This is a genomic window from Sphingopyxis sp. sgz302558, assembly GCF_057220455.1.
The window spans coordinates 433,273-454,309 of the sequence record NZ_JBXPUZ010000003.1 but is presented as its reverse complement, the minus strand read 5'-3'; the positions used below and the strand labels follow the sequence as shown (position 1 = coordinate 454,309).

Annotated in this window: 28 protein-coding genes and 1 tRNA gene; 17 read left to right on the top strand and 12 right to left on the bottom strand. The window is 63.1% G+C overall.

Annotated features, from left to right (window positions below):
- Window positions 1-72 precede the first annotated feature (72 nt).
- On the bottom strand, window positions 73-867 hold the full coding sequence (locus tag AC2TC0_RS12880) for a methyltransferase domain-containing protein (protein WP_484717919.1): 795 nt from the start codon (window positions 865-867) through the stop codon (window positions 73-75).
- 42 nt (window positions 868-909) lie between these two features.
- Here AC2TC0_RS12880 and AC2TC0_RS12875 point away from each other — a divergent pair, with 42 nt between their 5' ends.
- From AC2TC0_RS12875 to AC2TC0_RS12845, 7 genes are all read left to right on the top strand, one after another.
- The gene (locus AC2TC0_RS12875) at window positions 910-1,761 is read left to right on the top strand and encodes a double zinc ribbon domain-containing protein (protein WP_484717918.1); all 852 of its coding nucleotides are present in this window, start codon (window positions 910-912) and stop codon (window positions 1,759-1,761) included.
- Window positions 1,762-1,763: 2 nt separating this feature from the next.
- Window positions 1,764-2,018, top strand: a complete 255-nt coding sequence (gene grxC, locus AC2TC0_RS12870; RefSeq protein ID WP_484718133.1) for a glutaredoxin 3 — start codon at window positions 1,764-1,766, stop codon at window positions 2,016-2,018.
- A complete protein-coding gene (locus AC2TC0_RS12865; protein WP_484717917.1) occupies window positions 2,015-2,512 on the top strand; it encodes a DUF1178 family protein in 498 nt (165 codons plus the stop codon). Before grxC ends, AC2TC0_RS12865 begins: the two co-directional genes overlap by 4 nt.
- Before the next feature lie 35 nt (window positions 2,513-2,547).
- Window positions 2,548-2,624: transfer RNA gene (locus AC2TC0_RS12860), tRNA-Arg, on the top strand.
- Window positions 2,625-2,679: 55 nt separating this feature from the next.
- On the top strand, window positions 2,680-3,072 hold the full coding sequence (locus AC2TC0_RS12855; RefSeq protein WP_484717916.1) for a hypothetical protein: 393 nt from the start codon (window positions 2,680-2,682) through the stop codon (window positions 3,070-3,072).
- Entirely contained in the window at window positions 3,054-3,806 is a 753-nt protein-coding gene (locus AC2TC0_RS12850) for a hypothetical protein (RefSeq protein WP_484717915.1), read from the top strand. Before AC2TC0_RS12855 ends, AC2TC0_RS12850 begins: the two co-directional genes overlap by 19 nt.
- An 8-nt stretch (window positions 3,807-3,814) precedes the next feature.
- Window positions 3,815-4,204, top strand: a complete 390-nt coding sequence (locus AC2TC0_RS12845) for a DMT family protein (protein ID WP_484717914.1) — start codon at window positions 3,815-3,817, stop codon at window positions 4,202-4,204.
- A gap of 111 nt (window positions 4,205-4,315) precedes the next feature.
- On the opposite strand, the gene wrbA is transcribed toward AC2TC0_RS12845, so the two are convergent.
- Both wrbA and AC2TC0_RS12835 read right to left on the bottom strand, forming a co-directional pair.
- Window positions 4,316-4,915 (bottom strand): NAD(P)H:quinone oxidoreductase, encoded by a 600-nt coding sequence (gene wrbA, locus AC2TC0_RS12840; RefSeq protein WP_484717913.1) that lies wholly within the window; start codon window positions 4,913-4,915, stop codon window positions 4,316-4,318.
- Window positions 4,916-4,992: 77 nt separating this feature from the next.
- A complete protein-coding gene (locus AC2TC0_RS12835) occupies window positions 4,993-5,688 on the bottom strand; it encodes a pirin family protein (protein WP_484717912.1) in 696 nt (231 codons plus the stop codon).
- 130 nt (window positions 5,689-5,818) lie between these two features.
- Between AC2TC0_RS12835 and AC2TC0_RS12830 the strand changes: the two genes are divergently transcribed.
- Both AC2TC0_RS12830 and ctrA read left to right on the top strand, forming a co-directional pair.
- The gene (locus tag AC2TC0_RS12830) at window positions 5,819-6,769 is read left to right on the top strand and encodes a LysR family transcriptional regulator (RefSeq protein ID WP_484717911.1); all 951 of its coding nucleotides are present in this window, start codon (window positions 5,819-5,821) and stop codon (window positions 6,767-6,769) included.
- Window positions 6,770-6,852: 83 nt separating this feature from the next.
- Window positions 6,853-7,560: a response regulator transcription factor CtrA gene (ctrA, locus tag AC2TC0_RS12825; RefSeq protein WP_484717910.1), complete on the top strand. Its 708-nt coding sequence runs from the start codon at window positions 6,853-6,855 to the stop codon at window positions 7,558-7,560.
- Window positions 7,561-7,624: 64 nt separating this feature from the next.
- On the opposite strand, the gene AC2TC0_RS12820 is transcribed toward ctrA, so the two are convergent.
- The 5 genes from AC2TC0_RS12820 to AC2TC0_RS12800 form a co-directional block, all read right to left on the bottom strand.
- Complete coding sequence (locus AC2TC0_RS12820; protein WP_484717909.1) at window positions 7,625-8,161, bottom strand: hypothetical protein; 537 nt, start codon at window positions 8,159-8,161, stop codon at window positions 7,625-7,627.
- Between the two features lie 104 nt (window positions 8,162-8,265).
- Window positions 8,266-9,240 carry a 50S ribosomal protein L11 methyltransferase gene (locus tag AC2TC0_RS12815; RefSeq protein WP_484717908.1) on the bottom strand — a complete coding sequence of 325 codons (975 nt, stop codon included), beginning with the start codon at window positions 9,238-9,240 and terminating at the stop codon, window positions 8,266-8,268.
- Entirely contained in the window at window positions 9,240-10,043 is an 804-nt protein-coding gene (gene bla / locus AC2TC0_RS12810) for a subclass B3 metallo-beta-lactamase (protein ID WP_484717907.1), read from the bottom strand. Before bla ends, AC2TC0_RS12815 begins: the two co-directional genes overlap by 1 nt.
- A 133-nt stretch (window positions 10,044-10,176) precedes the next feature.
- Window positions 10,177-10,866, bottom strand: a complete 690-nt coding sequence (locus tag AC2TC0_RS12805; RefSeq protein WP_484717906.1) for an SDR family NAD(P)-dependent oxidoreductase — start codon at window positions 10,864-10,866, stop codon at window positions 10,177-10,179.
- A 28-nt stretch (window positions 10,867-10,894) separates the two neighbouring features.
- Window positions 10,895-12,250, bottom strand: coding sequence for a methyl-accepting chemotaxis protein (locus AC2TC0_RS12800; RefSeq protein WP_484717905.1), 1,356 nt, complete (start codon window positions 12,248-12,250; stop codon window positions 10,895-10,897).
- 144 nt (window positions 12,251-12,394) lie between these two features.
- Between AC2TC0_RS12800 and ald the strand changes: the two genes are divergently transcribed.
- From ald to AC2TC0_RS12760, 8 genes are all read left to right on the top strand, one after another.
- Window positions 12,395-13,510 (top strand): alanine dehydrogenase, encoded by a 1,116-nt coding sequence (gene ald / locus AC2TC0_RS12795; protein WP_484717904.1) that lies wholly within the window; start codon window positions 12,395-12,397, stop codon window positions 13,508-13,510.
- 32 nt (window positions 13,511-13,542) lie between these two features.
- Window positions 13,543-13,737 carry a hypothetical protein gene (locus tag AC2TC0_RS12790; protein ID WP_484717903.1) on the top strand — a complete coding sequence of 65 codons (195 nt, stop codon included), beginning with the start codon at window positions 13,543-13,545 and terminating at the stop codon, window positions 13,735-13,737.
- A gap of 12 nt (window positions 13,738-13,749) precedes the next feature.
- Window positions 13,750-14,079: a hypothetical protein gene (locus AC2TC0_RS12785; protein ID WP_484717902.1), complete on the top strand. Its 330-nt coding sequence runs from the start codon at window positions 13,750-13,752 to the stop codon at window positions 14,077-14,079.
- Between the two features lie 77 nt (window positions 14,080-14,156).
- Window positions 14,157-14,510, top strand: a complete 354-nt coding sequence (locus tag AC2TC0_RS12780; protein ID WP_484717901.1) for a hypothetical protein — start codon at window positions 14,157-14,159, stop codon at window positions 14,508-14,510.
- A gap of 13 nt (window positions 14,511-14,523) precedes the next feature.
- A complete protein-coding gene (locus tag AC2TC0_RS12775) occupies window positions 14,524-14,955 on the top strand; it encodes a succinate dehydrogenase, cytochrome b556 subunit (RefSeq protein WP_484717900.1) in 432 nt (143 codons plus the stop codon).
- Between the two features lie 8 nt (window positions 14,956-14,963).
- The gene (gene sdhD / locus AC2TC0_RS12770) at window positions 14,964-15,356 is read left to right on the top strand and encodes a succinate dehydrogenase, hydrophobic membrane anchor protein (RefSeq protein ID WP_484718132.1); all 393 of its coding nucleotides are present in this window, start codon (window positions 14,964-14,966) and stop codon (window positions 15,354-15,356) included.
- Complete coding sequence (gene sdhA / locus AC2TC0_RS12765) at window positions 15,353-17,155, top strand: succinate dehydrogenase flavoprotein subunit (RefSeq protein ID WP_484717899.1); 1,803 nt, start codon at window positions 15,353-15,355, stop codon at window positions 17,153-17,155. The genes sdhD and sdhA overlap by 4 nt, the downstream gene beginning before the upstream one ends.
- A gap of 71 nt (window positions 17,156-17,226) precedes the next feature.
- Entirely contained in the window at window positions 17,227-17,520 is a 294-nt protein-coding gene (locus tag AC2TC0_RS12760; RefSeq protein WP_484718131.1) for a DCC1-like thiol-disulfide oxidoreductase family protein, read from the top strand.
- Here the strand turns inward: AC2TC0_RS12760 and AC2TC0_RS12755 are convergent.
- From AC2TC0_RS12755 to leuC, 4 genes are all read right to left on the bottom strand, one after another.
- Window positions 17,517-17,852 (bottom strand): hypothetical protein, encoded by a 336-nt coding sequence (locus AC2TC0_RS12755; RefSeq protein ID WP_484717898.1) that lies wholly within the window; start codon window positions 17,850-17,852, stop codon window positions 17,517-17,519. The genes AC2TC0_RS12760 and AC2TC0_RS12755 overlap by 4 nt on opposite strands.
- 107 nt (window positions 17,853-17,959) lie before the next feature.
- On the bottom strand, window positions 17,960-18,955 hold the full coding sequence (locus tag AC2TC0_RS12750) for an NADPH:quinone oxidoreductase family protein (RefSeq protein ID WP_484717897.1): 996 nt from the start codon (window positions 18,953-18,955) through the stop codon (window positions 17,960-17,962).
- Window positions 18,956-18,971: 16 nt separating this feature from the next.
- A complete protein-coding gene (leuD, locus tag AC2TC0_RS12745; RefSeq protein ID WP_484717896.1) occupies window positions 18,972-19,565 on the bottom strand; it encodes a 3-isopropylmalate dehydratase small subunit in 594 nt (197 codons plus the stop codon).
- Entirely contained in the window at window positions 19,562-20,992 is a 1,431-nt protein-coding gene (gene leuC, locus AC2TC0_RS12740) for a 3-isopropylmalate dehydratase large subunit (protein ID WP_484717895.1), read from the bottom strand. The genes leuD and leuC overlap by 4 nt, the downstream gene beginning before the upstream one ends.
- Window positions 20,993-21,037: the final 45 nt, after the last annotated feature.

Below are 21,037 nucleotides of genomic sequence, written 5' to 3'. Positions count from 1 at the left end.
CTGCGCGTCTCCTAGCTGCCCTTATTGCGATGCAACAAAATAATCACAAAGCGCGGCCCTTTGGCAAGAGGGCTATTTTTGCTCCCCGATCTGGCGCAACGCATCGGCGAGCGAGCTCTTGCCGCTGCCGCGCCGCGCGGGTTGCTGCTGGTCGGGGTGCGGGGCCCAAGCGGTGAAGTAAACGATGCGCAGCGTTTCGGTGGCGCGGCCATCGGCATCGCGCGCCGCAGCAAATCCAGCGTCCAGCGCCGCCAGTTCGGCGCGGGTGAGCGGCGGCGGCGCGTTCGCTAGCTGGCTGCTCAGCCCGGCGCCGCGCAAATCGGCGACCAGCCGCCGCCAATCGGCATAGCGCAATATGGTCGCCTCGACATCGGCGACCGGCAGCGCAAAGCCCGCGCGCTGCAGCAGATTGCCGAGGCTGGCCAGGTCAATTTGTGGATGCATGCGCGGGGTGGCGCGCATCCCCTCGCTTGCCAGCAGGCGGCGCAGCAGCGGAAAACTGCCATCGCCCACCAATGCACCGATCAGCAGCCCATCGGGTGCCAGCGCGTGCCGCGCGCGGATCAAGGCACCGGGCACATCGTCGATGCTCTCCAGCCCGCCGGGCCAGACGATCAGGTCGAACGGCCCGGCATCGGTGATATCGCGTCCCGTCACCACTTGTCCTGACATTGCTTGCAAGGGGGCGTGGAGAGGATGGTGCGTATCTGCGACCAACAAAACGCGCGCGAACGTGCGCGTGACCATGCTCAGCCGGTCGAGCAGGGATTCGGCGGTCATCGCGCCGATAATGTCATCCGCCTCGGCGTATCGCGCCTGCTGCGCGGCGCGGCGCTGCGGTGAAAAAAGGGCAGGGGGCTTGCTCACCCGACGCTTGTGCCGCCTGCCTGGCCGCGTCACAAGTGCGGTATGAACGAAAGGGTACAGGCAACGACCTTTGGCGACCGCGTGGTTGGCGTACTGGCGCGAGGCATGCGGCTGATTGCCGATTATGCCCTACCGCCTCGCTGCCCTGGTTGCGGCGTCATTGTCGGCGAGGACCGGCAATTTTGTCTCGCCTGCTGGTCGTCGCTCGATTTTCTGGCCGGACCCGCCTGCGCCCGCTGCTCTATCCCCGTGACAACATTGGTTCCTGACGATGCGGCGCACTGCGGTGCCTGCCTTGCCGATCCGCCACCCTTCGAGGGCGCCCCCGCCGCCATCGCTTATGGCCCTGCCGCCCGTCGTGTTGCGCTGCGCCTGAAATATGGGCGGCGGCTCGGCCATGCGCGGCTGATGGCCGATTTGATGGCGCGCCCGCTGGCATCGCTGACAGCCCACGCGGGTGAACCCCCGCTGCTGCTTCCGGTGCCGCTGCACCGGTGGCGTTTGTGGTCGCGCGGCTTCAATCAGGCGGGGCTGGTTGCGCAGCATCTCGCGCGCGCGGCGCAGGCCGATGTCGCCCACGATCTGTTGCTGCGGACCAAGGCCACGCCCTCGCTGCGCGGGCTTGGCCGCAAGGCTCGGCGGCGTGCGGTGCAGGGCGCCTTTGCGCTCGCGCCCGATGCCAAGTCGCGGCTAGCCGGGCGCCACGCCATCTTGATCGACGATGTCCACGCCAGCGGCGCAACGTTGCGGGCCTGCGCGCGGTTGTTAATGCGTGCCAAGGCAGCGCGTGTCTCGGCACTGACCTTCGCTCGCGTGGTTCCCGACACGCCCGATGATGCGGCATTTGACTTTGCGACCATCGATTCCGATATGGTACCTATGACAAGGATATGACGATGCCCCAAATCGACATGTACACCAAATTTCTCTGCCCCTATTGCGCGCGCGCCAAGGCGCTGCTCGGCCGCAAGGGCGCGACCTTTAGCGAAATTGACGTGACCATGGACAGCAAAGGATTTGCTGCAATGGTCGAGCGCGCGGGCGGCCGCCGCACCGTTCCGCAAATCTTCATCGACGGTCGTCACATCGGCGGCAGCGACGATCTGGCTGCGCTTGATGCAGCGGGCGGGCTGGATCCGCTGCTGGGATGATTGTTTTCGATCTGGCTTGCGCGCATGGCCATCGCTTTGAAGGCTGGTTCAACAGCTCGGCGGGCTTTGCCGAACAGCGCGAAAGGCGCCTGATCGCCTGCCCGGTGTGCAGCGATACTGAAGTGGACAAGGCCGTTATGGCCCCGCGGCTGGCGGCGAAGGGCAACCAGCGCAGCGGGGTGTCCGCTGACGTCCCGGCCACCACCAATGCCTTGCCGATGACCCCTGCTCCGTCGGGCGAAGTCGCTCCTAGCGAGGCGGTGATGCGCGCACTGGTGGCCGCGGTTGCGGCAAAACAAGCCGAAATGCTGCCCCGATCGCGCTGGGTCGGTCGCGACTTCGCCCCCGCCGCGCGCGCGATGCACGAAGGCCGGGCCGAGGCTGAACTCATCCACGGCAGTGTGTCGCCTCAAGAAGCCGCCGCGCTGCGTGAGGATGGCGTCGCTGCTTTGCCGCTGCTGGTCCCCTTCGTGCCCCCCGAACAAGCAAATTGACGGCTGCCGCGCCGCGCGGGTATCGCGTGCCGCGTGTGCCCGTAGCTCAGCAGGATAGAGCATCAGATTCCTAATCTGGGGGCCGGAGGTTCGAATCCTCTCGGGCACACCACTATTGTGTTTGCAACTCATCTTGACAAAGATGGGGTGCTTGATAGCTCTTTTGCATGAGACTTTTATTGCTAATCACTCTATTTGGCGTGGGCTCTTTGTCTTCCGCACCAGCGTCCGGTCAAATTCGTATTTGCATCCTTAACTCTTGCGGTGAAGAACGGCCTACCGAAGAAGACGCGGCGCGGCGGGCAGAACGGCAGGCTGAAGCTGATAAAAAGGCCGCTGAAGCAAAGGCGCTGGCCGACCAACGCGAAGCCGACTTTGCAAAACGCCGCCAAGCGCTGCTGGACGCCAATAACTTGAGCGCGCACCGGCGAGCAGAGGCCGAGCGTTTGGCACGCCTGCAATATGAAGCGGCGATTGCACGCGCACGCGCGAAGGGCTGCTGGGTGCCGGGTGATCCGCCGAAGCCAAAAGGCGCGCCGTCGTGCGCGACCCAGCAATAGCCATGTTTTTTGCTCTGTTAGTCAGCACGGCGCTCGCGCTCGATTTTATTCCGAGCAACACGGGAACAATAAGCGCGGAGGCTCCGGTCGCCAAACAAGCGCCAAGAGAAAAGCCGGTGGTTGATGCTGCGGAGCCAACCGATGCCAAGCCTAGACCCTCAGCCAATCAGTTGACGGCTGAGAATGCCCAGCGATTTTTTGCCATAGCGACCAAAGACCAGTTATTCTACGATAAGCGGTTCAAGTTGTCGCCGGCTCGGCAATTGACAAACGGATGCGAACTGCTTCCCGATCAGGGTGGATGCTGGGATGGGACCTTCACACCAGAACGAATTTTTAACGCGCAAAAGACTGTTCGTACCTCGACAATTCAATCTATGACAGCACCAGATGTATGTGTGAGCAATATCGTCCTGCGGACGCAAAGCGCCGAAATTACCCAAAGAGTTTGGAAGCGAAATATCGGCGATATTACATACTCAAAATTCTGGGGCCGACCACCTCTCATTACATTAGCGCTGGACTGGTCCAAAGTATCTAGCGCGGTTGCAACAAATGGTTGGCTTGTGATCACCACCTCTCAACTTTCCGACACCGGAATGAGCGATACGGCGCGCTCGGATTCTCCACAGGTCGAAATCAGTTTTGGGGATCAGGATTTGGCGACGCGCGCGGCTTTTGCTGCCGAAGTCATCCGGCTGCGCTGTGACCCGCTAAGCAGCACGGGTTTCTAAGACTCATTGTGCGGCTTGGCCGTGGAGCTGTTGTCTGGCAAACTGGAGACCACCCTGACAATTTTTTGCTCGTCCTGTCCAACATCTTCATGACCATTGCCTGGTACTGGCACCTTTATGGCGGACCGCAGGCGGCGGCGGCGCGGCCCATCGTCACGGTCATCGCGATCAGTTGGGCGCTGGCACTGGTTGAATATTGTTTCGCGGTACCCGCCAACCGCATCGGCTTTGCCAGTGGCTGGAGCGCAGGCCAGTTCAAGATTGCGCGGGAGGCGATTGCGCTCATCGTCTTTGGGGTGTTCATGGTCGCGGTGCTGGGTGAAGCGCTGAGCTGGCGGCACATTGCCGCTTTTGCCTGTATCATGGGTGCAGTCGGGTTTTTGTTTCTGGGCAAATAGAGCGGGCGGACCGTCCGCAGACGGCCCGCCCGTTCGTTCGCTCACCTTTGCGCCGGGAGGAGGGGTGTCCCGCCGGATTGCGACCCGGCCAGCGCAAAGGTGGCTACTCGGTCAAGCTGCCAGCTTGGCTGCTGTCCGCGCAACGCGGGCGCCCAGATAGCGCGCACCGGCGAGATCGGTCTCGCTCGGCTGGCGGCTGCCGTCGCCATCGGCAATGGTGGTGGCGCCATAGGGCGCGCCGCCCTTCACCTCATCCACGCCCATCTGCGCGGTGAATCCATAATCGAGCCCGACGATGGTGGTGCCAAAGTGCAAGAGGTTGGTGATGATCGAAAACAGCGTTGTTTCCTGCCCGCCATGCTGGCTCGCGGTGCTGGTAAAGGCAGCCGCGACCTTACCGTTCAGCTCGCCGCGCATCCACACGCCGCCGGCCGCGTCAAAGAAGGCTGCCATCTGGCTCGCCATCCGGCCAAAGCGGGTGGGCGACCCAACTATGATGGCATCATAGTCCTTCAGTTCCTCGACGGTCGCAATCGGAGCAGCCTGATCAAGTTTGAAATGCGCGGCCTTGGCGACCGCTTCGGGCGCGGTTTCGGGAACGCGCTTGATTACGGCCTCGCCGCCCTCGCTGCGCACGCCCTCGGCAATGGCCTGGGCCATGGCTTCGATATGGCCATAGGAAGAGTAATAAAGGATCAGGGTCTTGGTCATGGGTCGTTCCTTTCGTGGTCGTAGTTAAGGGTGGCGCGGGACCGGGGAGGGAGGAACCAATCCCGCGCTGAGGGCAATTAAAGACTATCCACCAGCACCAGTTCGGCGTCGGACAATGCCTGGACCGTAATGCTGTCCACATCGCGGATCGCCGCGCCGTCGCGTTCGTTCAACACTGTACCGTTCACGCGCACCTGGCCCTTGGCAGGAACCAGATAGGCATGGCGGCCCTTGCCGATGTCATAAGTAACGGTCTCGCCCGCCGCGACCGTCGCTCCGGCAACGCGGGCGTTGGCGCGGATGGGCAGGGCCTCATCTCCCGCCACACCGCTCGCCAGTGTGACGAATTTGCCGCTGCGGTCGGCCTTAGGGAATTCGCGCTGGCCCCAGCCGGGTTCACCGCCCGCACGGTCGGGCAGGATCCAGATCTGAAACAGCGTCGTGTCCTCATTCTCCAGATTGAACTCGCTGTGAGTTACGCCGTTGCCCGCGCTCATCACCTGCACATCGCCTGCTGCGGTGCGGCCGACATTGCCCATACTGTCGCGGTGCGTAATCGCGCCCGATCGGACATAGGTGATGATTTCCATGTCGCGATGCGGGTGCGGCGGAAAACCGCTCTTGGCGGCGATTTTGTCGTCATTCCAGACGCGAAGAGCGCCCCAGCCCATCCGCGCGGGGTCATGATAGCTCGCGAAGCTGAAATGGTGCCGCGCGTCGAGCCAGCCATGGTCGGCATGACCCAGACTGTCGAAAGTGCGAACGTCGATCATTGGTCATTCCTTGCATCGGCGGGGTTAGCCAAACGAAAAGGCGCCGCCGGAACAAGGGCCAGATAGGGGCTGGAGATAATTTCGATAAGAGCGTAAATGGAAGAATATTAATTCCAAATGAAAGGTAATCATGGCGCTGCCCGATTATGAAGGCTGGGCGATGTTCGCCGCCGTCGCCGATGCAGGCAGCTTTGCTGCGGCGGCGGCCAAGCTTGGCGTATCTCCTGCCAGCGTGTCGAAAGCGGTGGCGCGGCTTGAGGCCAGCCTAAGCCTGACCCTGTTCCATCGCACCACGCGCCGCGTTGCGCTGTCAACCGCCGGGGCAGACTTGCTGGCTGACGCACGTGCGATGGTTGCCTCAGCAGCTGCCGCTGTCGAAAGCGCGCGCGAAGAACGTGGCGCGCTAGCGGGGCCGATCCGCCTGACCGCGCCGATGAGTTTCGGCATCCGCGCGCTGGGCGCGCCGTTGGCGGCGTTCGCGGCGGCGCATCCCGATGTCACGCTCGATCTGATGCTCAGCGATGATCATTGCGATATCATCGCCGACGGTCATGATCTGGCACTGCGCATCGCCGAATTGCCCGACAGCAGCCTGTTGTCGCGCACGGTGGCCCCGGTGCCGATGGCGCTGGCAGCGAGCCCCGCTTATCTCAGCGCGCACGGCACGCCGCGCCACCCGCTCGATCTCGGCCTTCATCGGGTTATTGGCTATGGCCATCGGCGACAGGTGACGCCGCTGCGCTTTACCCGGCCGGGCGAAACAGCGGCGGTGACCCCTGGCGGGCCGCTGTTCGCCAACAATGGCGATGTCATGGTGCCGATGCTCGTCGCCGGGCAGGGACTGGCGGCACTGCCGGAATTCATCATGGCGGGCGAGTTGGCCGATGGGCGGCTGGTGCGCGTGCTGACCGACTGGTCCTTGCCAGCGCTGCGTCTGCAAATCGTGATGCCCCCCGGCCGCCGCCGCCCAGCGCGCGTCAATGCGCTGGTCGAACATCTGATGGGCAGCCTCAAACAATCGTGCGGCGGACACCCACTTGATGTGCGACTCGCGGGGAATCCTCATTTAATTCAAAATTAACCTTTTCCGTTCATTGCTTTCGTGGTTAATAAACCTGCGGACCCGAAATGGCCGCTGGGGAAACGGATCAAGGGGCACACCCAATGCGCGTATTGTTGATCGAAGACGAGCCGACGACCGCCAAGGCCATCGACACGATGCTGACGACCGAAGGCTTTAACGTCTACACGACCGACCTGGGGGAGGAAGGCCTCGATCTGGGCAAGCTGTATGATTATGATATCATTTTGCTCGACCTCAATCTGCCCGACATGCACGGCTATGATGTGCTGAAAAAGCTGCGCACGGCCAAAGTGCAGACGCCGGTGCTGATCCTGTCGGGCATTTCGGAAATGGATTCCAAGGTCCGCTCGTTCGGCTTTGGCGCCGATGATTATGTGACCAAACCCTTTCACCGCGACGAACTTGTTGCTCGCATTCATGCCGTTGTCCGCCGTTCCAAGGGCCACAGCCAGAGTGTCATCAAGACCGGCAAACTCGCCGTCAACCTCGACACCAAGACCGTCGAAGTCGACAGCCTGCGTGTGCATCTGACCGGTAAGGAATATCAGATGCTGGAGCTTTTGAGCCTGCGCAAGGGCACCACGCTGACAAAGGAAATGTTCCTCAACCACCTGTATGGCGGCATGGACGAACCAGAACTCAAGATTATCGACGTCTTTATCTGCAAGCTGCGCAAGAAACTGGCGCTGGCGTGCGGCGGCGAAAACTATATCGAAACCGTCTGGGGTCGCGGCTATGTGCTGCGCGACGTCGACGAGCATGGCAACGAAGCCCGCCGGGTTGCCTGACCCTGCAAATACTGGTCCAAGCGAAAGGGCGGCAGGGGTGACCCTGCCGCCCTTTTCTTGTCGATCAGCCTAGCCCCGAAAAGCGGACATTCTCCACCCGGCCATAGCGCACGAAACAGCTGAACTTGCCGCGGTCATAATAGCCATCGCGCCCATAACGGCCGCGATAACCCTCGCGCACCACGACATTGCCTTTGACGATATAGCCGTCGCGGCGGCGTTCAATGTCGCGGATCTGGGTCACGTCGGTACGGCCCCAGCGTCCGCTGCGATATTCGACATCGCGCACGCATTGGTTGACGGCCTGCCGTGCATTGCCGTGGCGGCGATAGTCATAGCCATAGCCGCGCTCATAATAGTCACGGTTATAGCCATAGCGGTCGTTGTAGCGTCCGTCGTGGCCGCGATAGTCACCCCGGTCATTGTCCGACAGGATCGCGGCGAGGCCGCCCAGGATCACGGCACCGGCGATAACCTCGCCAGCGCTGATGCCATCGCGGTCGCGGTCGCGCGCCACGGCGGCAGGGGTGGCGCTCAGCATGGCGCCGGTGGTGGCCGCCGCAACTGCGGCCTTGGTCAGGGTCGAAAGCGTCTTGGCCATAAAAGCCTCCATCTGCGGCCCGCAACCATCGCGGGCCGTTGAGCCTGGTGTAGCGATTCGGCCTTGTCGCGATGCTGAACTTGGATGTTAGCTCGCGTTCAGATTTACCAGCTGCCGAAGCTGGCGTCTGCCGGGTCGCTGCGATGCCGCGCGCGCTGCACTCGGCGGTGGCCAAAACGCGCCCGGCGCACCAGCAACAGGCACGGCCAGTCGCCCGCCTGACTGCGCGCGGCGAGCCGGAACCCCTGCGCGCGATATACGGCCAGCACCGCATCCTCCTGTCCCGCCAGCAGCCCGGCCAACACCACATGGCTGCCCGGCGCGGTGGCGGCGGCAAAATCGGGCGCCAACGTCATCAGCGGCCCGGCCAAGATATTGGCGATCAGCAAGTCATAGGGAGCGCGGCGACGGATGGCGGGATGGTCGGTCCCCGGGGCTGCCACGCCCACAATCTGCCCACGCGCGCGCCCGACAGCAAAGCCATTCAGCCGTGCATTGGCCAGCAATACCTCGACGCTGATGGGATCAATGTCGCTCGCCAGCATGCGCGCGCCGGGCCATAAATGCAGCGCGGCAAAGGCGAGTACGCCAGTGCCCGACCCCACATCGGCAATGTTACGAAACTGCCGCCCCGATCGCGCCAACCGGTCGAGCATCACCAGGCACCCTGCCGTGGTATCATGCCCGCCGGTCCCGAACGCCAGTCCCGCATCAATCTGCAACGCCCGCGCCCCGGCCGGCACCTCCCCGCGATTGTCGGCGGTGTGGACATAGAAGCGGCCGGCGTGAACGGGTTTCAACCCTTGCTGACTCACCGTCACCCAATCTTCATCGGGCAGCGCTTCGACCAGCGGCTTGGCGTGCCTTGCGCTCGGTACCAACGACCGCACCGCGGCAATCGTGGCGGCATCGGGCCGTTCGGTGAAGTAGCAGTCTAGCTGCCATGCCGCTGCCGCCTCATCGATCTCACGCGTTACCACCACTGGCGGATCGGCCAGCGCGTCAAGCGCGGACACTTCTCCCGCCAATACCTCCGCCTCGGCGCGCGTGCAGGGCAGCGACAGCAGCCAGCCTGCCATTATGGCCTCTCCGCTGCTTCCTTAGCGAGCCGGTCGTCCAGCCGCCTCCGCATGGCATGCACCAGCCGCCGTCCGGCATCGCGGTCGACGAGTGGCTCCTTGCCGGCAAAGCGCGCGAACATGCTGCCAGCGGCCGGGTGGGCAGTCAGAAAAACGTCGCCCGGCATGGATCGCAGCGTAGCAAAGGTTTCGCGGAAGGGCTCAACCTTTTCGGGATGGTCGGCAAAGCGATAACTGTCGCGCGACACCGCGGTCAGGCTGTCGAGATAGGCAATGGTCAGACAGCGCACGCCTTCGCAGCTGCGCCAGTGCCAGCTGGTGCCGCCATCCGTGTGCCCCGGCGTCGCGACGGCGGTCAGCGCAACGTCGCCAATACGCAGCACCTCGCCATGCGTATAGGTCGCATCGACCGCGACTGGCGTCATGCCCTCAATGATGCCAAATTGCGGGTCGGCGGCATTCACCTTGCCCGTCTCGACTGCGGCACGCGCCGGTTCGCGCACCATCAGCCGCGCTCCCGTTGCGGCCTTCAGCGCCGCAAAACCACCCATGTGGTCATAATGCTCGTGCGTCCCGACGATCAGCCGCACGTCGCGCGGCTCGAACCCCAGCGACCGGATATTGGCCAGAATCGACGGCACGGCCGCTTCGGTTGCGCCGTCGATCAGCGCATGGCCCTCCCGACCAGTGACCAGCAGCACAGTGATCCCGCAGGTGCCGACATAGTAAGTGTTGCCGAAAATGCGCGCGGGCGGCGCGGGATCGCTCCACCCGTCACGCCCTTCGCAGGCCTTCGCAAGCACGCGTTGCTGGCTTTGTGCGGGAGTGAGGGGGAATTCCGTGGTTGCGCACGCAGAAAAAGTCAGAGCTGCGCAAGCCACAATGAACCGTAGCCCTTTAACAGGCTCAGCCCTTCGGTGTTGGGCGGCACCTGGCTTACCGAACATAGCTCGCACCGTTTACATCCAGCACCGCGCCGGTCATCGACGCTGGCGCATCCAGCGCGCACCAGCGCGCCATCTCCGCCACTTCGTCGGGCATCGCGACGCGCCCCAGCGGGATATCCGCCAGCAACTTGTCGCCCCCACGGCTGGCCAGATAGTCCTCCGCCATACCCGTCATGGTAAAGCCGGGGCAGATGGCGAAGGCGAGCACGCCTTGCGCCGCATAGCCGCGCGCAATGGTCTTGGTCATCGCCACCATCCCCGCCTTGGCCGCCGCATAATGCCAGTGCGCCGGACTGTCCCCGCGATGCGCCGCGCGGCTGGCGATATTGACGATGCGGCCCCCGCCATTCGCTTGAGTGTGCAGCACGAACCGCCGCGACAGGTCGGCGGCGGACGTGAGGTTGACGCGCAGCCCGCGATCCCATCCCGCCAGCCAATCGGCGTCGCCCGCATCAATCGGATTGGCAGCAAATTCCCCGGCATTGTTGATCAATACATCGACGCGGCCCGCAAGCCGCGCCAATGCATAGTCCCACAGCTGTGCAGGCACGGCGGGATCATTGAGGTCGCCATCTTTGGACGACAGCGCAACCAGCCGCACATCGGGCCGATCCAGCGCTGCCGCAATCGCCGCGCCAATTCCGCGTGACCCGCCGGTAAGAAGGATATGGGTTTGCATGCCCCGCGCTTAGCGCGCGGGCCGCGTCTTAAGCAACCCGGCGGCTAAACTCGCTTGCGGCTTGCTCCAGTTTCTTCAGGCGGTCACCCATCGCGGCAAATTCGCCTGCCAGGCTGCCGATTTCGCCCGCGACCTGCCCGGTATCGCTTCGGATTGCGGCGATGGTCGAGGACATGCTGTCGGCGGCGAGTGCGGTTTCATCGACCGCGGCGGTAATACTTGTCACCGTCTGTGCCTGCGCATCCATCGCATCGCGGATCCGCTGCGCTGATACCTGGACATCATGGATCGTGGTCTGGATCGACTGGTTGGCGGCGACGGTACCGCGCGTGGCTTGCTGGATCGCGGCGATTTTGCCGGCAATATCGTCGGTCGCGCGCGCGGTTTCATTGGCCAGGCTTTTGACCTCCTGCGCCACCACTGCAAATCCGCGCCCGCTTTCGCCAGCGCGTGCCGCTTCGATGGTGGCGTTGAGAGCCAGCAAATTGGTTTGTCCGGCAATGTCGCGGATCAGGCCCAGAATCGAATCAATCGCCTCGGCATGGTGCGACAGCGCCTCGGACATGGCGACCGCTTCGCCCGCCTGCTGCGAGGCGCGCGTGGCGACGTCGGCAGAGGCTTCCACCTCGGCGCGCGCATCTTCGATGGCGCGGATCAGGCCAGCGGCCGTCGATGCCGCTTCGCGCATCGCCATTGCCGACTGCTCGGACGCGGCAGCCACTTCGGCGGTCTTGGCAATCATGCCCTGCGCGGCGGCATCGGCACTGTGGGCCTGCTGCGCCACGCGGCCGCGCACATGTTCGGTGTCCTGCACCAGCGCGGCGATTGAACGGTCAAAATCCTCGGCCAGCGTGCGGCGGTTCTTTTCTTCGCGCTGCCGCTCCATCTGCTGCCAATAGGCCGCCATGATGTCATTTTCGAACATTGCCATGCGCGTCACTGCCTTGGCGACGGCGGCCATCTGCTCGTGTCCACTATAATGGGTGATGACCAGTTCGAGGATCGTTTCATGGCCGGCCAGCAGGCATGTTTGCACATCCACCACCGACATGCCTGCGCGCGCGACCATGTCGGCGTTGCCGCAGCATTGAGTCACCCAATCCTGACCTTCAACATCGGCATAGCGCGTCAGAATATAGTGCGCGCTGTTCTTGGCGTAAGTTTCAAGGAGCGCACCTTCCACGCGGCGCGGAATACTGGGCAAACTGTTATAGGTGTTCCAGAACGACATGGCGATGGCATGTTCATGACCCTGGATGGCATCATAGATGGCGCGGGCCAGCTGGGGCAGCCGCCCATCGCGGTTGAACAGGTGGATCCGGTCCTCGACGCGTACCGGCGTTATCGGCTTGGGTTCCAGCGGCGTCTGGTCGGTGGCGGTCATTTGGCGTCCCTGTGACAAGCGTTTTTCCCTGCCCGCTTACTGCCAGCAAACTGGTTAACAGGCCGTTAGGTAAGGCAGAGCAATTTCGCCCGCGCCAGTCCTGATTGCCGCTGCTATAAGCGGGCCGAGAGGAGATTCTGCGCCATGATCATCGGCACCCCCCGCGAGATTAAGAATCATGAATATCGGGTGGGCCTGACCCCCGAAAGCGCGCGTGAACTGGTGGCGCATGGCCATCATGTGCTGGTTGAAACCGGCGCAGGTGCGGGCATTGGTGCCAGCGACGAACATTACCGCGTCGCGGGCGCCGAAATCGTCGCCACCGCGACACAGATTTTTGCCGACAGCGATATGATCGTAAAGGTCAAGGAACCCCAGCCGGGCGAACGCGCCATGCTGCGTGAAGGGCAGATCCTCTACACCTATCTGCACCTTGCCCCCGACCCCGACCAGACCCGCGACCTGATGGCCTCTGGTGCGGTATGCATCGCCTATGAAACGGTCACCGGCGCTGGTGGCGGCTTGCCCTTGCTCAAACCCATGAGCCAGGTCGCCGGGCGCATGTCGATCCAGGCCGGTGCGACCGCGCTGGAAAAGGCGCATGGCGGGCGCGGTGTCCTTCTGGGCGGCGTCCCCGGCGTGGCGCCGGGCAAGGTCTGCATCATCGGCGGCGGGGTTGTCGGTTTCAACGCGGCCCAGATGGCGGCGGGCGTCGGCGCGGATGTGACCATCCTCGACCGCGACCCCGACGTGCTCGAACGCGTCGGTACTTTTTTTGAAGCGCGCGCCAAAACGCGCTTTTCGAACAAGGCCAATCTCGCGGAATGCGTGGCCGAGGCCGACCTCGTCATCGGCGCGGTGCTGATCCCTGGCGCCGAAGCGCCCAAGCTGGTCACGCGCGCAATGCTGGGCACGATGAAGCCCGGCGCGGTGCTGGTGGACGTGGCTATCGATCAGGGCGGCTGCTTCGAAACCAGCCATGCCACGACGCATGCCGATCCCACCTATGTGGTCGACGGCATTGTCCATTATGCGGTGGCCAACATGCCCGGCGCAGTGGCGCGCACCAGCACCTATGCGCTCAACAATGTGACTTTGCCTCACGCGCTGCGCATTGCCGACATGGGCTGGAAAGACGCGCTGCGCCGCGACCCGCACCTCGCCGCAGGGCTGAATGTGTGCAACGGCAAAATCACCTATGAAGCGGTGGCGGAAGCGATGGGGATGGATTATGCTCCGGTGACGGAGATGCTCGCCTGACCAGCTGACAAGATAATGAAAGACCAAGGCAAATGACCGACCCCAATCCCCCGGAAGACGCGCCCGAAGAGAATGAAGTGATGCGCGAAACGCGCCGCGCCAAGGAACAAGCCGAAGCCGCCGCCAAAGCGGAGAAGAAGCAAATCGGCTGGAAAACCGGCGTCGGCATCGGCGTAGGCTCGGCCGCACTGCTGGCGGCGCTGCTTTATGCGAATAGGAAGAAGTGAAGTTGGGCGGCAGTGGACTTCGCTTCATTCAAGGCCAAGCTATCCTCTAAAGCCTTCCTGCGCTGGTTATTGCTGATGCTGAAAGTTACGGGCATCTGCCTGATGGCGACATTCGTTTTCGGTTGGTTTGATAACTTAGTCACCAGAAATGTTGTCGGCTGGACTGCGATGGGTGTCTTCCTCGTCGCAATAATTATTGACCAGAATTTCTACGATCCGAACCCAACGCGGTCGTTTGTGAACAGTGGATTTGGCGTCCCCTCCACCCCTCCGTCATCGCTACGCGATGCCACCTCCCCATCGCAAGTCGAAGGGGAGGAACAAGCGGACGGCGTGACCTAGTCCTCCCCAATGACTTGCATTGGGGAGGTGGCAGGCCGAAGGCCTGACGGAGGGTCGGCAATATCGGCTGTATCGCCGTGAAACCCCTTTCCTACACCGCACGCCGCTGCCATCCTCACGGACCGGCACTTTCCATCGTCAATTTCGCGTTCCAGATCAAAGGTCGCAAACATCGCATCTCCGCTGGCCGGGCCGCAGGTGGACAACCTTGGCAATGTTCGCGTCAGCACGCACGAACACCAACGCAGGAAAATCCTGCAATAGTGTGTGAAGTTGCGCAGTTTCCCGCCATTTTTTTATGGCCGACCCGCACCCCCGCCTTGACGCCTTTGCTGGCCAAGTGCATGGCTGCGCCGCATCGCACCGGCAGACAGGGGACTCGCTTTCATGGCATCGAGCAGGCCGATTTCACCGCATTTGCAGGTCTATAAATGGGGCCCGCACATGCTGGTATCCATCCTCCACCGCGCCAGCGGCGATGGCCTCGCGATCGTTGGCAGCCTGATGTTCCTCTGGTGGCTCGGCGCGATTGCGGGTGGGCCAGACAGCTATGCCGCCTTTCTCGACATTGTATGGCAGGCCGCTCCCGCCGTACCCCCGCCCCCCGCACCCGGCGCGCCGCCGGTGGTTGAGGTGGCCGCGACCGGCCTGTCCATCACCAACTGGATCGGTCGCATCGTGCTGATTGGCCTGACCTGGGCCTTCTTCCAGCACCTCTTCTCGGGGCTTCGTCACTTCGTGCTCGACACCGGCGCGGGATATGCGCTGCCGGTCAACAAGCTGTGGTCGACCATCGTGATCATCGCGGCTCTGTTCGCCACCGCGGCAGTTTGGCTCTTCATTTTCGGACGCGCGCTGGGGGGGGCAGGGGCATGAGCGGCAAAATGCAGGGCGGCACCAGTCTCGGCCGCGTGCGCGGGCTGGGCTCTGCCAAACATGGCTCGCACCACTGGCTGATGCAGCGCATCACCGCGCTGGGCAATGTCGTGCTGGGAATTTGGCTGTTCGTTTCGCTGCTGCTGGGCGATTTTTCCAGCTACAGCGCGGCGCGCGGTTGGGTCGCCGACCCGCTGGTGGCGCTGCCGTTAATGTTGTTCCTTGTATCGGTCTTCTACCACCTCAAATTGGGGTTGCAGGTGCTGATAGAGGATTATGTGCATGGCGAAGCGGCGCGGCTGGTCGCGCTGGTGGCCTTAAACTTTTTTGTATTTGCGGGCGCGGCCTATGGCATTTTCGCCGTGCTGCGCGTGGCTTTGGCGGGGACAACCGGCGCATGACGGCTGCTTACAAGATTATCGACCATGTTTACGACACCGTAGTCGTCGGCGCGGGCGGATCGGGGCTGCGCGCCACCATGGGCAGTGCCGAGGCGGGGCTGAAAACCGCGTGCATCACGAAGCTGTTCCCGACGCGCAGCCACACGGTGGCGGCGCAGGGCGGCATCGCGGCCAGTCTTGGCAATAATTCACCCGACCATTGGACTTGGCACATGTATGACACCGTCAAAGGGTCTGACTGGCTGGGTGACCAAGACGCCATAGAATATATGGTGCGTGAGGCTCCGGCGGCGGTTTACGAGCTGGAACATGCGGGCGTGCCGTTCAGCCGTAACGCCGATGGAACCATCTATCAGCGTCCCTTTGGCGGCCACATGCAGAATATGGGCGCCGGCCCACCTGTGCAGCGGACAGCTGCAGCCGCTGACCGCACCGGTCACGCAATCCTGCATGCGCTGTATCAGCAGAGCCTGAAATATGACGCTGATTTCTTCATTGAGTATTTCGCGCTCGATCTGATCATGGTTGATGGCGAATGCCGTGGCGTAATTGCGTTGTGCATGGACGATGGCAGCATCCACCGTTTCCGCAGCCAAGCGGTGGTGCTGGCCACCGGCGGCTACGGTCGCGCCTACTATACAGCCACCAGCGCACACAGCTGCACGGGCGATGGCGGCGGCATGGTGCTGCGCGCCGGGCTGCCGCTGCAGGACATGGAATTTGTACAATTTCATCCCACTGGTATCTATGGCGCGGGCGTCCTGATCACCGAAGGGGCGCGCGGCGAGGGCGGATACCTAACCAACAGCGAGGGCGAGCGCTTCATGGAACGCTACGCCCCGTCAGCGAAGGATCTGGCATCGCGCGACGTGGTGTCACGCTCCATGGCTTTGGAAATGCGCGAAGGGCGCGGGGTTGGCCCGAACAAGGACCATATCTACCTGCACCTCGACCATATCGATGCGAAGGTGCTGGCCGAACGCCTGCCCGGCATCACCGAAAGCGGCAAGATTTTTGCCGGGGTCGACCTGACGCGCCAGCCGTTGCCCGTTTGCCCGACCGTACACTATAATATGGGCGGCATCCCCTGCAATTATTGGGGCGAAGTGGTAACGGTGAAGGACGGCAATCCCGAAACCATTGTCCCCGGCCTGTTCGCGGTCGGCGAAGCCGCTTGCGTGTCGGTGCATGGGGCCAACCGCCTTGGCTCGAACAGTCTGATCGATCTGGTCGTCTTCGGTCGTGCAACCGGTCATCGGCTGAAGGAGCTGCTCAAGCCCAATGCTGCGCAGCCTGCGCTGCCCGCCGACAGCGCCGACTTCGCACTCGGCCGCCTCGACCATTTCCGCCACGCGGCGGGCGGCTCGCCGACAGCCGAAGTGCGGCTCGACATGCAGCGCACCATGCAGGCGCACTGTGCTGTGTTCCGCGACACCGCGCTACTGGAGGAAGGTAAAGCTAAGCTCTCCACTACCTATCAGCGGCTGCAGGACGTCGGCATCAAGGACCGCAGCCTGATCTGGAACACCGACCTCGTCGAAACGCTCGAGCTCGATAACCTCATCAGCCAAGCGACGGTGACGATGCATGGTGCCGCCAACCGCAAGGAAAGCCGCGGCGCCCACGCGCACGAGGACTTCCCAAACCGTGACGATGCCAACTGGATGAAGCATACCGCGCTTTGGTTCAACGGCTGGGGCGGCAAGGGCGGCGATGTGAAAATTGATTACCGCCCGGTGCATGAGTACACATTGTCGGACGATGTCAGCTATATTGAACCGAAGGCGAGGGTTTATTGATCGCGGCGCCCGTTGGCCTCACGGTCTATCATGACGGCGCTTGTCCACTATGCCAGCGCGAAATTGCGTTGATGCGTCGGCTTGACCGGCGGGGGTCGATCCACTTTGTCGATGTTGCCGATCCAGCCAATGCCGGATCGTGCCCGCTTGCTCCTGCCGACCTGTTGGCCCGCTTTCATGCGCTGGAGAATGGCAAACTTCTATCGGGCGCGGCCGCGTTCGCGGCGATGTGGCGCTGCATCCCCACGTTGCGACCGCTTGGGCACTTAGCGCGCATCCCGCCCATATTGTGGCTGCTCGAACTGGCTTATTTAGGGTTTTTACGCATACGGCCGCTTTTGCAGCGCCGGGTGCGTCCGCTTTAGTTGAACAGCACCGGCGGCGGCGGCGGTGGCGGGGGATCGGGCAGTTCGATCCAGTCGAGCGCGCCTGCTGCGCCGGAGAAGGGCTCGTCCACCTCTTCGCGCAGCACGAATAGCTGCACGCAGGCGATCGTGAAGAAAATCAATGCAATTGTCCAAACGATGCCGGTTTTAATGCGGATCCAGCGGGCTTCGGCCTCGGCAGCGCGGCGGCGTGCGGCGTGATCGATGCCCAGATCGGCTTCGAATTCGGCGGTCAGTCGCGCACGGCGCCCACGTGCGCCGACGCTGCTGCCGTCGCTGTGATAACCGCCTTGCCGCTGAAACCGGGCCATGATTGCCTCTTCCGACTCCAATGCCGTCGAATGGGTCTAGCTCTACGGTTTCAAGAAAAGGTTAAGCCCGGTGAAGGATTTGGCGGAACCGGTGGGCTAGAATTTGGTCAGAAGGTGACAACCAATTTGCCCACCGCGCTGCGATTCGCCAACTTGGCAATTGCCTCGCCGCCGCGTTCCAGCGGGAAGGTTTCGGAGACACGCGGGCGGATCTTGCCTGCGCTGTACAGGTCGAACAGTTCGGCGATGTTAGCACGGTTGCGCTCCGGCTCGCGCATCGTGAAGGCGCCCCAAAAGACGCCGCACACATCGCAGCTCTTGAGCAAAGTCAGGTTGAGCGGCAGCTTGGCGATGCCAGCCGGGAAGCCGACGACCAGGAAGCGCCCCTCCCACGCGATGGCGCGCACGGCGGGCTCCGAATAATCGCCGCCCACCGTGTCATAGATGATGTCGAAGCCGTTGGGACCAGCGGCGGCCTTGAACGCTTCGGCCAGCGCCCTGGACTGGTCCTTGTCGAACGGCGCGTGGCCATAGACGACGACCTCGTCGGCCCCGGCCTCGCGCGCAATCACCGCCTTGGCCTCGCTTGACACCCCTGCGACGACGCGGCCACCCCATGCCTTCGCAATCTCGATGGCCGATATGCCAATGCCGCCCGCCCCGCCGAGCACGAGCACATTGTCACCTGCCTTCATCCGCCCACGATCTTTCAGCGCGTGGCTGGAGGTGCCATAGGTCATCAGGATGGATGCACCATGCTCAAACGACATGCTGTCAGGCATTTTGTACAAATTATGCGCCGACACCGCGATTTTTTCGGCCAGTCCGCCATTGCCGCAGCCGGCCATCACCCGGTCGCCAACAGCAAATCCGGTCACGCCTTCGCCAATGCTGTCGACAATCCCGGCGACCTCGCCGCCCGGCGCAAAGGGGCGCGGCGGCTTGAACTGATATTTGTCGACAATCATCAAGGTGTCGGGGAAATTAATCGAACAAGCCTTGACCGCGATCACCACCTGGCCAGGACCGGCGACCGGTTCGGGCAATTCGCCAACGGTCAATGTTTCGGGACCGCCGGTGACGGTCGATAGCAGGGCTTTCATGTTCCTCTCCCTCAGGTCAAATGGTGGCCGGTACCAGCCATGGACGCGCGTTGCGGTCCTGCGCCTCGAAAGCGTCAATCGCGGCCTCGCTCGCCAGGGTAATACCAATTTCATCGAGTCCGCCGAGCAGGCACGACTTGCGGAACGGGTCGATGTCAAAGGCGAAGCGGTCCTGAAATTTGGTGGTGACCGTCTGCGCCTCCAGATCGATGTCAACTGGATCGGTCGCCGCCACCGCCAGCAGCCGGTCAACCGCGGCCTGCGGCAGGACCAGCGGCAAAATGCCGTTCTTCACTGCATTGCCTGAAAAAATGTCGGAAAAGCTGGGCGCGATCACCACGCGGATGCCCAGATCGGCCAGCGCCCACGCGGCATGCTCGCGGCTTGATCCGCACCCGAAATTGTCCCCCGCAATCAGGATCGGCGCACCGGCAAATTCGGGCTGGTCAAAAATATTACCAGGCTCGGCGCGGATGGTCTCGAACGCCCCCTTGCCCAGTCCCTCACGACTGATGGTTTTCAACCAGCGGGCCGGAACAATGACGTCGGTATCCACATTTTTCAGGCCTAGCGGAATCGCGCGACCGGACACGGTGGTGAGGGGGGTCATGCTGAAAGCTCCCGCACATCCGTCAACCGCCCGGTCACCGCAGCCGCAGCCGCCATCGCGGGCGACACCAGGTGCGTGCGTGCACCCGGCCCCTGCCGCCCCACGAAGTTGCGGTTGCTCGTGCTGGCACAGCGCTCCCCCGGCGGCACCTTGTCGGGGTTCATACCGAGGCATGCGGAGCAGCCGGGTTCGCGCCATTCGAGGCCCGCGTCGATGAAGATGCGGTCAAGGCCTTCGGCTTCGGCCTGCGCTTTCACCAGTCCGCTGCCGGGCACGACAATCGCCCATTTGATACCATCTGCCTTGCGCCGCCCTTTGAGCACGGCGGCGGCGGCGCGCAGATCCTCGATGCGGCTGTTGGTGCAACTGCCGATGAAGATATGCTCGACAGGCACCTCGGTCATCGGCGTGCCGGGGGTCAGGCCCATATAGGCAAGCGACTTGCGCGCCGCCTCCTGCTTGGACGGATCGGCAAAGCTTTCGGGATTGGGTACGACGCCGGTGATGGGCACAACATCTTCGGGACTGGTTCCCCATGTGACCGACGGCGCGATCACGGCGGCGTCAATCACCACCGTCTTGTCGTAACTCGCACCAGCGTCGGTCGGCAGACTCTGCCACCACGCCAACGCCGCGTCCCAATCGGCACCCTTGGGCGCCATGGGGCGGCCTTTGAGATATGCAAAAGTCTTGGCATCGGGCGCAATCAATCCCGCGCGCGCGCCATGCTCGATCGCCATATTGCTGATCGTCAGGCGGCCCTCGATGCTCAGGTCGCGAATGGCTTGCCCAGTATATTCGATCACATGCCCACTGCCCCCTGCCGCACCGAGCACACCGGTAATGTGCAGCACCAGATCCTTCGCCGTCACGCCCGGTTCCAGCGCGCCCTCGACGCGCAGTTCCATGGTTTTGGATGGCTGGAGCAACAGCGTCTGCGTGGCCAGCACATGCTCAACCTCGCTGGTGCCGATACCGAACGCCAGCGCGCCCAGCCCGCCGTGGCAGGCGGTATGGCTATCACCGCACACGATGGTGGTGCCTGGCAGCGAAAATCCCTGCTCGGGGCCAACGACGTGAACTATGCCCTGCTCGCGGTCGGCGTCGCCGATATAGCGGATGCCGAAATAGGGCGCATTTTTCTCGAGTGCGGCCAACTGCGCCGCGCTGTCGGGGTCGGCGATGGGAATGCGCGCGCCGCTCGCATCGCGCCTTGCAGTGGTCGGCAGGTTGTGATCGGGCACCGCCAGCGTCAGATCGGGCCGCCGTACAGTGCGCCCGGCCGCGCGCAGCCCGGCAAAGGCCTGCGGACTGGTGACTTCATGCACCAGATGCCGGTCTATGAAGATGATGCAGGTGCCATCGTCGCGCCGTTCGACGAGGTGCGCGTCCCAGATTTTTTCATACAATGTGCGAGGGCGGGTCATGGCTTGGCGTTAGCCACAGCGGGCAGCGCAACGCAAGCAAGCTTG